Origin of the sequence: Kurthia senegalensis (assembly GCF_000285595.1) — a bacterium.
Taxonomy (GTDB): domain Bacteria; phylum Bacillota; class Bacilli; order Bacillales_A; family Planococcaceae; genus Kurthia; species Kurthia senegalensis.
Genome location: NZ_HE611066.1, coordinates 215,139 through 227,833 on the forward strand (window position 1 = coordinate 215,139; position 12,695 = coordinate 227,833).

The following is a 12,695-nucleotide window of genomic DNA, read 5'->3' on the forward strand; positions in this document are numbered from 1 at the left end:
TAGAACATAGAAGTGGTAGTTTTTTCTGTAATAGTACAGCTATACGTATCCGATACGCTTAATAAACATTTTTATCTCGAAATACGTCTTTTTATCGCGTTTATTCGCTATTTTCTTTTATTTTTCGTTATATAACACTTTATTTTTAATTTCAACTGTTATATAATAGTTTCAATAAATGAAACTAAAGGAGTGATGGCTCATGCTTCAACAATTAACGAAAAAATCATCTTCTCAATTTATCGGACTTGGTTCTACACGGAAAGTCGATCGCCACGGACAGTTTGTCATCAAAACTTTTTTGCATGAACTTGGCAAAAAACAAAGTGACTATGAAACAAAAGCTTATGCGGCACTGTACGAACAAGGACTGCACGAAAATGTAGCCCCTATTCTTTATGTAGATGATGAAGTCTGTGTACAACCGTATTTTCGCCCTGTACCGAAAACATTCGGTACGTATAGCATCGATTTCGAATCTGATCCACGTGTAACAGATAATTTACGCCAAGCGATTGTATTTTTAAAAGAAACGTATCAATGTGTCGATATTTTCGATAGCAGCAACTATGCCTTAAATAATAAAGGGAAACTCGTATTAATTGATTACGGTATGAGTTATGAAATGTACGTAAACGAATGGGCTCCTCTTGCAAAACAAGGAATTCTCCCACAAATGAAAGTCGGTACGTGTGAAAGCTGTGGCATTGAAAAAGAACTACGCTTATACGGTGCAGGCGATGAAGATCGTCGCTGTGTAACGTGCGGAAAGTTATAAACATGTTTATTTGTAAACTTTTTTACTTAGAAAACAAAAGCCCTTAATCGAGTATCGTTTCGATTAAGGGCTTTTATGTATTGTTTACACGTAAACATAATTACTTGTTTAAAATACGGTTCATCACTTCAACGTCTGCACGTTGCGTATCATCAAGTGAATCCATGTAGGTTTCAATCATTTCATTAATTAATTCATTCGCACTTTTAAACTCACACACTTTAACTAAGTTCGAAACTTTAATTTTCGTATGCTCATCTACACGTAGCATCGCTGCTTTTTGTGGTGTTGCTTTAACTGAACGAATTTCGTCCGTTACTTCTTCTTTGTTGTAACGTAAGTGGTTAGGTAATGCGCTATCATGACGCAGTAATGATTTTTTTGCCATCGTTATTCCTCCTCAAGTTCTGCAATACGCTCCATAAATTCTTGGATAATTGCATCGTATAAATTATGAACTTTATGATCGTGCTGATCATCATTCGAAATACCGACCGAACTAAAGCGTTTAATACGCTCCATTGTTTTAACGTGATTTTCAAATAAGTTTTCTTTCCCGAAAATAGCTTCTGCATTTTGCATCGTCGCTTGTTCTACGCGAGAGTCTGCTTTTAAAATAACCGGCAGTATTCCGACAATGTCTAAATTCGCTTTGCCGTCATCAATCAATTCTTGTAAATAGCTGACGAAAACTTCCGCCCCATCAAGCGATGATTCTTGCGTTTGCAATACGAGTAATACGTAATCGGTTGCGGCAAGTGCTGCATCCGTAATATCTGAAATCGTTGGGGGTACATCAATTAAAATAAAATCATAATCTGCACGTAGCGGATCGATTAATTCATTGAAGTAAAAAATACGATCGCGCTCGGCTTGCATGCTCATGCCGGGGAATTTTTTTTGTAAAAATTTTGGATACAAATGGAATGTTGGTGTATTCGGAATTAAGTCTAAGTTTTCACGAATAGAAACAATCGTAGATTTTAAATTCCCTGCTTTTACACCATCTAACATGTAGCGGTCAAAAGCCGGCGGTTCTTCGTGATCTTGTAAATACGTTTTTAATAAAAAGGTCGTAGCATTTGCTTGTGGATCTTTATCGATCAGCAAAACGCGATAGCCTTTTCTTGCAAGCGTATAAGCGAATAGTACAGCATTTGTTGTTTTTCCTGTACCACCTTTAAAGTTGGCAAATGTAATGGTTCTCGTCACAAAAAACCCTCCCTTTTCTCATTACCTTCATTATACAACAATTCACGTTATATATAAACAAATAAAATAGTAAATATGTTTACATGATTACAAATAATATGTGACTGTTTCACATGAAACATTTTATACGTTTTATTTCTATTAAAAGAGAGGGAGAAGGTTTTTCTTCTAGTTAAAATGCTGCGCTCTATATACCGAAACTAGCGTAGTACTAACAACAAATACCTTTCTAAAGCCTTCTTGTCGTCTAAAGTATCCTTTCGATTAAGGGGAAGAAGAAAACGGATCTATACGAGGTATTCGGGGCAAAAATATTTCGTTTCAAACAAATTGAATCGATGCTTTTTCTAGTCGCATTCCGTCACCTCTCTCAAGCTCGCTACAAAATGCTTCATTTAGATTTTACGATGTCATTTTGTAACTTCATGCTGTATGAATATTTGTACTTGTATCGCATCTCAAATGATGAAGTAAAGTGTATGTATGCTTTTTGTATCGCGAGTAGCATGTAAAACGATGTCATTCTTATACGTATTTCATTGATTTTTGTTTACATTTTTACAAATATACTTGATTTAATACCCATTTATTGGCTTTTTTATGCTATAATCATAAAAATATTTAGTACGAGAGGAGATTGTTTATGGGCATTGAAGACATTTTTACGGAACTCCCTACGCTCGAAACAGAACATCTTACTTTACGAAAATTACGTGAAGCAGATCTCGCTGATTTATTTACATATGCTTCAGACCCAGAAGTGGCAAAGTATGTGACGTGGCCTGTACATAAAAGTGTCGAAGATTCTAAAGCATATTTAAGATTTGTTTTGAGTCAGTATGATTTAGGGAAACTCGCTCCTTGGGGAATCACAGAAAAGCATTCTAATACACTCATCGGAACGATTGATTTCGTATCATGGAACGTGGCACAGCACAGTGCAGAAATTGGCTATGTTCTTTCAAAATCTCATTGGGGGAACGGAATCGTCACAGAAGCTGCAAAAGCCTTACTCGATTTTGGTTTTCATCACATGTCCTTGCAAAGAATTCCAGCTCGTTGCCTCGTACAAAATATCGGTTCTTCTCGCGTCATGGAGAAGATCGGTATGCAATTTGAAGGCGTTGCACGAAGTAGTCTTTTTGTAGATGAACAATTTCATGATTTAAAAATATATGCCATAACGAAAGAAGACTTCTTATAAAAAGTCTTTTTCTTTTGTAAAAATGTTATCTTGTTTACATTAAATATATTTACTTTATTTTACGAATCGCTACATAAAAACATCTCACTTGCATAGATGGAACTGACCTACGAAAATGAAACAGTGAAAAAGATGCTTCTTTTAAGCCAAATGTGACGGACGCTTTCCTGGGGCATGGCATGGAACGTTTCAATTAATTCTTCTTCAAACTTTCCTTTTCCGATCCGATATTGTTTACCTATTGGTTGTTGTAAACGATGTAACTCCCTGTTTTCATACGACTTCACCCATTGATAAAGCTGACTGTCATTTTTAATTCCACATACGTTCATCATTTCATCTTTATCACTTTCATTTTTGTTTCGTATGAATATTTTTTTCCATCAAAAAACACTTCCAAAGATTTGATACTTTTGAAAGTGTCTTTTTCTTTTTATGTTGTCTCAGATTTTTAGGTCAGTTCCGATGCTTGATTCACTATACGTCCTTTTTGTTTACATTTTTACATATAAACTTATTCTTTAAATGCATTTCCGCACAATTATATTAGTGAAAACAAACTCGTTGTTTACATTTTTTTGTTTACATATATACATCTTTACAATTTATTTTCTAGTAAAATAAACTTTGCTGCAACGATCATTATGCAACAAGCGATAAAACTGGAGAAACGTCTTCCCATCTCACATACCTCATTCAAGGTAAAATACGTATCGTCCTATTCTCGTATACTTCTCGCTAAGTCGAATGAAACGAAATCTTTTATTTTGTAATTGCACTACTGCCTATTCAATTAATTCCTTTATTATTTGTTATTTCAAATTTAAAAAGAAAAGTTTATTTGTAAACAGTTTTACACTTACACCTATTTTTTTAGGAAGAGAGCATCCGTTTATAACTCCTATATTTCGTTAAGTAACAATCACGTAATCAAAACATTTCACCATAACTTGGTGTACCTATTTAAAAAGCTTCTGCTGCTCATCGCATAGAAGCTGTAGTCGAACTGATTTTCATTGTAGTAATTCGTTTACTTGTAAACACATTTACCGTTTTCTATAGTTCATTATTTTGAGTTTCTTCTATTATATAGTCGTTATTCTATATAGTCGTTATTCCTGAGCGAATCGTTTACCCGAAACGATCTCTAATTCGCTAACTAAACTACGGATCTTTTTGCTCGATATTTCCCCTACCCCTTATTCACATTTTACATACTAAAATGTTCAAGCCCACATTCTTTGAGCACATGAAAAAGCTTCTGCTGCTCGTCGCATAGAAACCGTAGTCGAACTGATTTTCATTGTAGTAATCCGTTTACTTGTAAACATATTTACAGATTTCTATAGCTCATTATTTTGAGTTTCTTCTATTGATATAGTCGTTATTCCTGAGTGAATCGTTTGCCCGAAACGATCTCTAATTCGCTAACTAAACTACGGATCTTTTTGTTTGATATTCCCACTATCCCTTATTCACATTTTACATACTAAAATGTTCAAGCCCACATTCTTTGAACACATGAAAAAACTTCTGCTGCTCGTCGCATAGAAGCCGTAGTCGAACTGATTTTCATTGTAGTAATCCGTTTACTTGTAAACACATTTACCGTTTTCTATAGTTCATTATTTTGAGTTTCTTCTATTATATAGTGTTCGTTTTAGAATGGTTGTTTATTTGTAAACATTTTTACATGTTGCGATATTTCTTATTTTTTAAACATTGCTCGATAAAGGGGCCTTTTGCTTCCGTATAAGCTGGGCGATCATGCTCTTTGGCAAGCTTCATTTTTAGCTGCTCGTATTGTTTCGCAAGTCGTTCATTGTTTCTTAACTTGTCTCGAAAGAGTAATTTACTTTGCCACTCCGACTCGCCCAGTTCCATAACGTGTAAATGAACCACTTGATGGTCGTACTCTTTTTTAAAAAAAGAGCGATCTCTCGTTGAAGCATGTGGATGAAATACGTACCCGATCTTTTGAAGTGCATCGTAGTCAGCTGGAGATAAAGTCGTCCCTTTTTCGATTGCTGTGCCTATATCAATAATTGGTTTCGCATAAATCGTTCCGATACTCGTACTACCAATATGTTCGATTTCGATAAAAGAAGGACAGTGTTTTTTGAGTAATGCTTTTTGTCGTTCAAATTGTTTCGCCCACTCTTTCGTAGGTGGGTGTAAATATACAGTCATATTCTCTACTCCTTTCGTATATTTGTAAACATTATTACATGTTAATGTTTACAAAAAAAGAGCCATATTTTGTTTCATGACTCCCTTTCGCTTACAAATAAATTTGTTTACATATTTACTGATTTTGTGCCATCTGAATAAGTGGGTACCATTTTTCACAATACGCCTCGAGTGGCTTACGGTTTTTCGTTGAAATCTTTTTCGGTGGGTTTTTCAAATAACGATGCAACGTGCTATAAGAAATGCCAGCTTCTGCTGCTGCCATTTTAATGGTAAGTTCACGTTCTTCGATAATGAACGCAACTTTTTCCATAATCGTGAGTTGTAACTCTTCCGGTGTTTGCTCAGCTTCTTTGTGTGGCAAGTCGATTACTTTGGATGCGAGACGTAACTCTTCGATTCGTTTGTTTTCGATAATGAGCTGATCTGGTGGTGTGATCGAGATTTCGAGTTGTTCCCACACTTTGACGTACCATAATCGTTTCGTCGTTTCACTTTCATCAAAAGGTGTCGTGTACGTCCACGATTTGATAACATCATCTGATAATAAATCATCTAGTACACGTTCAAATCTTTCACGCAAACGGCTGCCGTGCACGCTCCCCTTACCAAAATCCATAATATCAATTAGTTTTTCTACCGTGAATGTCGATGCTTCTGAATCGCGGCGGTTTTTCCATTCGGCATTTAAATAGCGAACGAGGCGTTTATGCTGGCGATGTTTATAGTAGTTGTATTGAAACACCTTGTAATCCAAATAAGCGAATGCCGTATCGTTATGAATAAGCAATCGATCAATTAATGGCGACGGCTTAATCGTTACCGAATAAATCCCCTTCGCCTTTTTCGTCTTTTTATCGTATGCCATTTCGATTGAACCGATTTGGAATAGCGGATGGAAATCAGCAAATTCATAGTTTTCACGGTCAATGTCTTCCGACTCCGGATTGATGACGATAAAGTCGTCGTTGTCCATCGCAATCCAAACAGACGACAATGTCGCCACGCGCTGCATAATATCAAAACGTTCTTTTTCTCGAACGCGGAATGATTTAGCATATGGATCTTCAAATTTTAAGCGCAATGCTTGGTCACTATCAAAGTGAATGTAGCCATACTCATTTTTCGGTTGCTTCATCCAAGAGAACGCGATGAGGTCGAATAAGTCTGCCGACAGTTCATCTAACGCTGAATTCGTTGATTCTAGCAAAGAAAACCAAATGCGTTGCTTCTCAATCGTATCAGCAGGAAGTCGTTGAATTTCTTCATCCGTTCGAATTTCGGCTGTTCCTTGCTTCACACCGTCGACTAAAATTTCCTTTTGTAAATCCCCGTCTTCATTCTCTTCAAAGTCTTTTTTCGTTACGAGGTCTCGCAGAACTTGGTAACTCGTACTTGCATTCGTAATTAAATATTCGTTCGACATAATTTCGTCGATAACTTGCTCCGTGCCCACGTCACTAAATTCCAGTGTCATTTGTTCTGCGTCATCAGCATCGATGTCTTTTTTCTCAATAATGATCGTGTCGATCGTCGCCGTGTCATCTTGCTTCGGCTCTTCTACTAATGGTTCAACGATGACTGGTTCTTCTATTTTCTTTTTTGGTTTCGTTTGTTTTTTTCTTTTACGACAGGTTGCTTCGGTTTTTCCGCTTTTTTTGCCTTTTGCAAAATAGGGCGCATCACTTGATCTAATAAATTACGCTGCGTTTCGTCAGCTAATTTTTCACGTAAATCAATTTTTCGGAATGCGCGATTGTCGAGCATAATAATTTGTACGAATGTTAAAAGCTTTTGGAAACTAGCAGAAGGGACATACTCCTTGTCCTGCTGCATCATCATAACGTCCGATGTCCATTCAGCTACTTCTTCAAATTCATTAATGTACAGAGGTTGTACCGCTTCACAAATCGCAAGTGCTTGTAATTCTTTCGTTAAATACATATTATCGAGCATCGCCGAATAATCCATTGGGTGACTCAACACCTTTCTTCCAATCTCATCTAACAAAAGTATATCAAAACTTCCACGTAAAATCTTATAATCTCATTTTTTTGCCCGACGTACCCAATGTGTCGATATACCCGATAAATCACTTCTTACACGATTATCGTGCACATAACACCAAAAATCTCATTTTAATGTCGGATGTACCCGATATTTTTTTCGTAATCAAATAATAACGGAAACTTTTTTCCATTTGTTGCTATATAAAGGATGAGAAACGTTGTTAAATCAAGGAATCTAATAAATATCAATTTTGTGCCTTATGTACACAATAAATCATTTCATTTTTTATTTACTCTATAAAATCTCATATTTTTGATGCATCTACCCAATAAATAGCGGTTGTATCTACCCAATACGTACATAAAAATCTCATTTTAGCGGTTGTATCTACTCAATAATGAAATTTCAAGGTGGTTATAAATACTGTTATATAAGCTTTTATAAAGAATCTCAAAATTAAATATGTATCTCACTTTTTGTGTTGTATGTACCCAATAAATTAAATTGTATTCATTTTTGAGTCGCAAGAACCTTAATATACCGTTCTCAAAAATCTCATTTTATTGGGTACATCGAACAAATGTATGAGAAAAATATTTTTTTGTAGTATGTACCCGATAAATCACCTTATTTCGCATGAAAATGACTATATTCTCCTAAAAAATTCCTATTCAAGAAAAAAGATTGTGCTGTTGCATCTACCCAATAAATTGATTTTAGCGGTTGGATGTACCCAATAAAATCGCGTCATTTTTCTCAAAATCCTTTTATATCAATCTTTAAAGAGCAAAATGAAATTTTATTTAAATCTCACAATCTCATTTTAGCGGTAGTATGCTGCATAGTTTGACGAAGAATCCTTCTTTCAAAAATCGCTCTATCCACTGATATAACAGCGTTTAGAAGCAATCTCAAAATTGTTTCTGAATGAAATAGCACCTTTTTTATCTCGTATACTAACAAAAAAGCCGAGAGAGGAGGGAGAATGATGTCTTTTCCCGTAGAAATGTTTTTGCATAAGCTATTCCAACATAGCGTAAAATCGAATAAATATGCGAATGCCGTGAATATAAGATCAGGCGGATTGTTTGCGGTGAAAGAAAAAGCTGATTTGCAAACGCCTTATGGTGTACGAGGGAAAATTATCGTGTCGATGGAACAGCTGTTAGAAAGCTATTCTGAATTTAGTCATATTACGCCGAATCCATACGCAACATTCCGCTATACGAATGGGTATAAAGAATATGTAAAAGGGTTTGAAGAACATGCGTTAATGCAAATCAATGCGTTCGTCGTAGATATTGATACGCTAGACTATTCTCCTCAAGACATTTTAATCGCATGTCTCGACAACTCGATCGGCACACCGACGTTGCTCTTACGTTCGACGCGCGGTTATCAATTATATTTTTTATTAACGTCTCCGATGTATATGAATAAGGCACGTGTCGGCTTGAAAGTTGCAAAAAAAATCGCTCGCTCACTGAAAAGAAGTTTGCAATCAGTCGGCGCTGATTTGTTTTGCAATGATTTCGGTTTTTTCCGTATGCCCACACGAGAAAATACAGTGTGGCTTGATTTAGAACAAACGTATAGCATCGAGAGCTTGATTCACTTTTCAGAACGCTTTGAAGATGAACATAAGCCAGAACTACACGTCGTACAAGGGAAACAATGTTTAACGAATCAAAAATGGTTTAAAGCACTTTTAGCAACGCAAAATGTTCATGGAACGAAGGGGACACTCGGTCGTAACAATATGATCTTTACGCTCGCTTTATGCTGCTATGCGGATAAATATAGTTATGGAGATGCCGAACAGTTGCTTCAGCGCTACAATGAGCGTCTTTATGAGCCTTTAGCGAAGCAAGAAGTCACAACGATCATCAATTCAGCTTACAGCGGCCGTTACAACGGTCCAGAACGTACATACATTCAACAACTAACAGAAGCTTATACGAATGAGACTGCCACTATTACGTATATTGGCTGGTACAAACATAAAAAAGAACGTGCAGATCGTACACGTAGCCATTTAACAGAATGGGAACAAGACATTATTCAATTTATTGAGCAAAGTGACCGTCAAGATGGCTACGTTTGGCTTAGTCAACGTACACTATGTAAACAACTCGGTATTCCTAAAAGCTCTTTAAATAAACTTATAAAACAATCTCACACCATCATTTGCAAAACGTTCGGTAAAGGACGCCAAGCAATGACGGGTTTTTCAACACGTCAACTCGTATTAAAAGAAATGATGACACTACTACTACACCAAAAAAATAACAAACACTTATTTTATACTGCTTGCATAGAAGAACTAACATACTGCGAACAAAATGAAGCCACTATCCAATTGCAACAATTATTTGAACAACAACAACCTCTCTACATACCGAGTGTATGGAATAGTAGTTAATGGTCCACAGTGCCTTAACATATCTATATCCTAGTGGTTGTATTCTTTGTTTATTGTGTAACAAATTATTTTATATGCATGTATAAATGTTTATGTGTTTAAATGCATACATGTTTACTTGTAAATGAGTAAACAAAAAGCCCACAAATCATGTGAGCTTTCTCGGTATTATTGTTGAACGAGTTGTTTACTTAGCATGTTTATAGCATTTTGTGTTTCTTTGATTTGAGCTAAGTTTCCAGTTTCTTTTCGTATGTCTAGTGCACGATAGAAATAGTTTTCAGCTTGATTGAGATTGCCACATTCTAAATAACATTTACCAAATTGTTGATATACTTTATCTTTATAATGTTGTGTACTTAGATCAAGTGCTTCTGCAAAATAGTTAAGTGCATTGTTATAGTTTCTCATATTTTTATACAGTTCACCGAGTTCAACATATGTTTCAATGATTGCTTCTTGTTCATTGATTGATTGTGCATAGTGTAAACATTTCGTTAACATATCTTTTGCCAGTGGGAAGTAAGAAGCATCTTCTAAACCGTATATACGATACAATTTTGATAAAAATAATCCATATTGGAATTTAATTTTTTAGAGGATTTCGTGTATAAATTTTTTGAAATGATAATATGCATTTTTGCTTGTTTTGGGTCAATGAATTTCTCACGTAAATAATCAAATTCATCAAAATACGTATTCTCTGCACATTCATTTTCAATATGTTCATGAAGTAAGTCAGCGGGGGATTGGTTATAACTAATAATTTTCCACTGATCATTTTTTAATTTAATATGGCTAATGCTGCCATTATTTAGTTTTTGGTTTTTAATCGTTCCTTGAGATAAAATATCTAAAATATGATTAATTAATTCTCCGTGACTAACAATAACCATTTTCTTTTCTTTATATGTAGAAAAGCTTTCGATTAGTTGAATACAACGGGCTTGGATAGTTGATTTCTTTTCCATTTGAGGATAGTTGCCATCCGGGTAGCGTGTACTATATTGTTCAAAAGTCATACCTTCTGCTTCTCCGAAACTTCTTTCAATTAAAAGAGGATCTACGGTGACAGGGAGTTGCAATGAAGCAGCAATCGTATCGGCTGTTGTTTTCGCTCGTTGTAGGGGACTTGAAATAACACGGTCAATTTTTCTTTTTTAAATAAATGGCTAGCATTTTCGCCTGTGCTAATCCTTTATCGTTTAAAGGAACGTCTTGATGACCTTGTAAGCGTTTATGTTTATTCCAATCTGTTTCGCCGTGTCTAATAAAATATAGATCCAACGCAATTCCTCCTAAAAATGGTGTACTTATTGTAAATTTTCCTTTAATAAGAAAAATCTATTATATTTTTTCATTTTACCACAAAAAAATAATACGATATGGATTTTAAATATAATTGAGAAAGAAGTATGACAAATGATAATAAAAGGACGGAATATCGTATAATACGAGCGCTTTATGTCATTTTTTTAATAATCCAAGCAAAAAAACATCTAAAAATTAAATAAAGTATGATATTTTAGGATGAGTAGTTTGAATATTTATAATATGAAAAGGGGATTTTTTGAAGAAAGTAGCACTGATTCTTTTGATTGTTGTGATTGCAGCTGTCGTCACAATTCGTTTCACCGCGCACGCAGAGAAAGTGACAGTGGCGGAAAGTTCTCATTCTCATTCAGACACTTTAGAGGATGATCAAACACCATCACTCGACTTTTATTCATTAGATGGATGGATTGTCGGTAAACCGAAGAAAGAAGTACGTCCGTTTTACATTGAAAAGGATATGCAGTTTGAAGTGGAAGGGTTAAGCCTATTCAATAAAGCTGTCGTAACGGTGAAAGATGCGAAGGGTGAAATCGTTTTTGAAGAGAGAGTGAAAAACAATAAAACGTATACGCTTGGCAAAGAAGAAAGTTACGGGACGATTGAATTGACGATATCTCAAGGGAAATATGATATGGACTTTTACATACTATACTAGTAGAAATGTAAAAAGCTCAAATTATTTGAGCTTTTTTTATTTACAATCGAGCTTTTATTTGATTGTACAGCTCCATGATTTCATAGGCATTTCCGACGATGCAAGAGGGATTTTGTTTAATGGCGACGACGTTTGCGTGTTTGAAATCATACGGTCGTGGAAAGCCTTCTACACATAAAAATACGTAGTCTGTATCGACAATCATCCCCGTAATTGAGGATAGGCTAATGAGCGTCAACGCGGATTGAGAAGAGGGGTGTTCTTGCTTTTTCTCAATCGTTAGGAACGCATCGTTACACGTGACGAGTGTTCCGTTAGAAAGTTGTATGTGCAAAACGTTCACCTCCTAAAAAGATGTGTTACTTACTAAGTAGACGAAAGAGGGAAAGCTAAAACCTATGCGGGAATAAAAAAACGAACATAATCGGATGATTACGTTCGTTTTCTTTTATTTTTTGAAAGATTGAATTTGATTCAGCAGTTTTTTTTGAATTTCAATATACTGCATTAATTCATCTTCTGTCAAAACGGAGTACATCGTTTCGTAATACTCTTGTCCGATTACTTCTGCTTCATCTAAAATGGCATTGCCTTCATCTGTAATGATGATGACGTTTTTTCGGCGATCATGTAAATCCATTTTTTGCTCAATATAATGAGCAGCGAATAGTTTTTTCATAATAGCGGACATGCTACTTTTCGAATAACCGAGTGCTTTGGCAAGCTCGGACGCTTGGCATGAACCGAGTTTACGGATTTCACTTAATACGACAATAAGTGAAATGCCGACTTTTTTATTGAATCGCTCCGTAAAGCGAATGATACTGCCGTTGTGAACTTGTTCAACCATATTGACGAGTTCATGGAATTTAGGTTTGTCCATCGCGAT

The 12,695-nt window shown here is 35.5% G+C and carries 13 protein-coding genes and 1 pseudogene; 4 read left to right on the forward strand and 10 right to left on the reverse strand.

The genetic code is table 11. The features are described from left to right. The first annotated feature begins 202 nt into the window (after nucleotides 1-202). Nucleotides 203-778 (forward strand): hypothetical protein, encoded by a 576-nt coding sequence (locus KSHG_RS08435; RefSeq protein WP_010304548.1) that lies wholly within the window; start codon nucleotides 203-205, stop codon nucleotides 776-778. 100 nt (nucleotides 779-878) lie between these two features. Here KSHG_RS08435 and KSHG_RS08440 read toward each other — a convergent pair whose 3' ends face one another. Both KSHG_RS08440 and KSHG_RS08445 read right to left on the reverse strand, forming a co-directional pair. Beyond that, complete coding sequence (locus KSHG_RS08440) at nucleotides 879-1,166, reverse strand: DUF5388 domain-containing protein (protein ID WP_010304551.1); 288 nt, start codon at nucleotides 1,164-1,166, stop codon at nucleotides 879-881. A gap of 2 nt (nucleotides 1,167-1,168) precedes the next feature. Beyond that, complete coding sequence (locus KSHG_RS08445; protein WP_010304554.1) at nucleotides 1,169-1,990, reverse strand: ParA family protein; 822 nt, start codon at nucleotides 1,988-1,990, stop codon at nucleotides 1,169-1,171. 643 nt (nucleotides 1,991-2,633) lie between these two features. On the opposite strand from KSHG_RS08445, the gene KSHG_RS08450 reads away from it, so the two are divergent. After that, complete coding sequence (locus KSHG_RS08450) at nucleotides 2,634-3,194, forward strand: GNAT family N-acetyltransferase (protein ID WP_010304556.1); 561 nt, start codon at nucleotides 2,634-2,636, stop codon at nucleotides 3,192-3,194. 107 nt (nucleotides 3,195-3,301) lie between these two features. On the opposite strand, the gene KSHG_RS17480 is transcribed toward KSHG_RS08450, so the two are convergent. The 4 genes from KSHG_RS17480 to KSHG_RS08470 all read right to left on the reverse strand — a co-directional run bounded on the left by KSHG_RS17480 (nucleotide 3,302) and on the right by KSHG_RS08470 (nucleotide 7,367). After that, a complete protein-coding gene (locus KSHG_RS17480; RefSeq protein WP_010304559.1) occupies nucleotides 3,302-3,529 on the reverse strand; it encodes a hypothetical protein in 228 nt (75 codons plus the stop codon). 1,354 nt (nucleotides 3,530-4,883) lie between these two features. Next, the gene (locus KSHG_RS08460) at nucleotides 4,884-5,384 is read right to left on the reverse strand and encodes a GrpB family protein (protein WP_010304562.1); all 501 of its coding nucleotides are present in this window, start codon (nucleotides 5,382-5,384) and stop codon (nucleotides 4,884-4,886) included. 115 nt (nucleotides 5,385-5,499) lie between these two features. Next, nucleotides 5,500-6,861 carry a transcriptional regulator gene (locus KSHG_RS08465; protein ID WP_010304565.1) on the reverse strand — a complete coding sequence of 454 codons (1,362 nt, stop codon included), beginning with the start codon at nucleotides 6,859-6,861 and terminating at the stop codon, nucleotides 5,500-5,502. Between the two features lie 113 nt (nucleotides 6,862-6,974). Further along, complete coding sequence (locus tag KSHG_RS08470) at nucleotides 6,975-7,367, reverse strand: hypothetical protein (RefSeq protein WP_210432975.1); 393 nt, start codon at nucleotides 7,365-7,367, stop codon at nucleotides 6,975-6,977. A gap of 1,015 nt (nucleotides 7,368-8,382) precedes the next feature. Between KSHG_RS08470 and KSHG_RS08475 the strand changes: the two genes are divergently transcribed. Beyond that, complete coding sequence (locus KSHG_RS08475) at nucleotides 8,383-9,816, forward strand: primase C-terminal domain-containing protein (protein WP_010304572.1); 1,434 nt, start codon at nucleotides 8,383-8,385, stop codon at nucleotides 9,814-9,816. A 168-nt stretch (nucleotides 9,817-9,984) separates the two neighbouring features. On the opposite strand, the gene KSHG_RS17485 is transcribed toward KSHG_RS08475, so the two are convergent. Both KSHG_RS17485 and KSHG_RS17490 read right to left on the reverse strand, forming a co-directional pair. Then, a complete protein-coding gene (locus KSHG_RS17485) occupies nucleotides 9,985-10,374 on the reverse strand; it encodes a tetratricopeptide repeat protein (RefSeq protein ID WP_010304575.1) in 390 nt (129 codons plus the stop codon). Then, nucleotides 10,353-11,103, reverse strand: a pseudogene (locus tag KSHG_RS17490) (histidine phosphatase family protein). Before KSHG_RS17490 ends, KSHG_RS17485 begins: the two are co-directional and overlap by 22 nt. Before the next feature lie 283 nt (nucleotides 11,104-11,386). On the opposite strand from KSHG_RS17490, the gene KSHG_RS08490 reads away from it, so the two are divergent. Then, nucleotides 11,387-11,806 (forward strand): hypothetical protein, encoded by a 420-nt coding sequence (locus KSHG_RS08490; protein ID WP_010304582.1) that lies wholly within the window; start codon nucleotides 11,387-11,389, stop codon nucleotides 11,804-11,806. 40 nt (nucleotides 11,807-11,846) lie between these two features. Here the strand turns inward: KSHG_RS08490 and KSHG_RS08495 are convergent, their stop codons facing one another. Next, entirely contained in the window at nucleotides 11,847-12,140 is a 294-nt protein-coding gene (locus tag KSHG_RS08495) for a hypothetical protein (protein ID WP_010304583.1), read from the reverse strand. A 114-nt stretch (nucleotides 12,141-12,254) separates the two neighbouring features. Then, on the reverse strand, nucleotides 12,255-12,689 hold the full coding sequence (locus tag KSHG_RS08500) for a MarR family winged helix-turn-helix transcriptional regulator (RefSeq protein WP_010304584.1): 435 nt from the start codon (nucleotides 12,687-12,689) through the stop codon (nucleotides 12,255-12,257). Nucleotides 12,690-12,695: the final 6 nt, after the last annotated feature.

Excerpts from the sequence above, each read along its gene's own strand:
- KSHG_RS08450 (WP_010304556.1), top strand. The coding sequence starts at position 2,634 with ATGGGCATTGAAGACATTTTTACGGAACTCCCTACGCTCGAAACAGAA.
- KSHG_RS08500 (WP_010304584.1), bottom strand. The coding sequence starts at position 12,689 with ATGGACAAACCTAAATTCCATGAACTCGTCAATATGGTTGAACAAGTT.
- KSHG_RS08435 (WP_010304548.1), top strand. The coding sequence starts at position 203 with ATGCTTCAACAATTAACGAAAAAATCATCTTCTCAATTTATCGGACTT.
- KSHG_RS17480 (WP_010304559.1), bottom strand. The coding sequence starts at position 3,529 with ATGATGAACGTATGTGGAATTAAAAATGACAGTCAGCTTTATCAATGG.
- KSHG_RS08465 (WP_010304565.1), bottom strand. The coding sequence starts at position 6,861 with ATGACACTGGAATTTAGTGACGTGGGCACGGAGCAAGTTATCGACGAA.
- KSHG_RS08460 (WP_010304562.1), bottom strand. The coding sequence starts at position 5,384 with ATGACTGTATATTTACACCCACCTACGAAAGAGTGGGCGAAACAATTT.
- KSHG_RS08475 (WP_010304572.1), top strand. The coding sequence starts at position 8,383 with ATGTCTTTTCCCGTAGAAATGTTTTTGCATAAGCTATTCCAACATAGC.
- KSHG_RS08440 (WP_010304551.1), bottom strand. The coding sequence starts at position 1,166 with ATGGCAAAAAAATCATTACTGCGTCATGATAGCGCATTACCTAACCAC.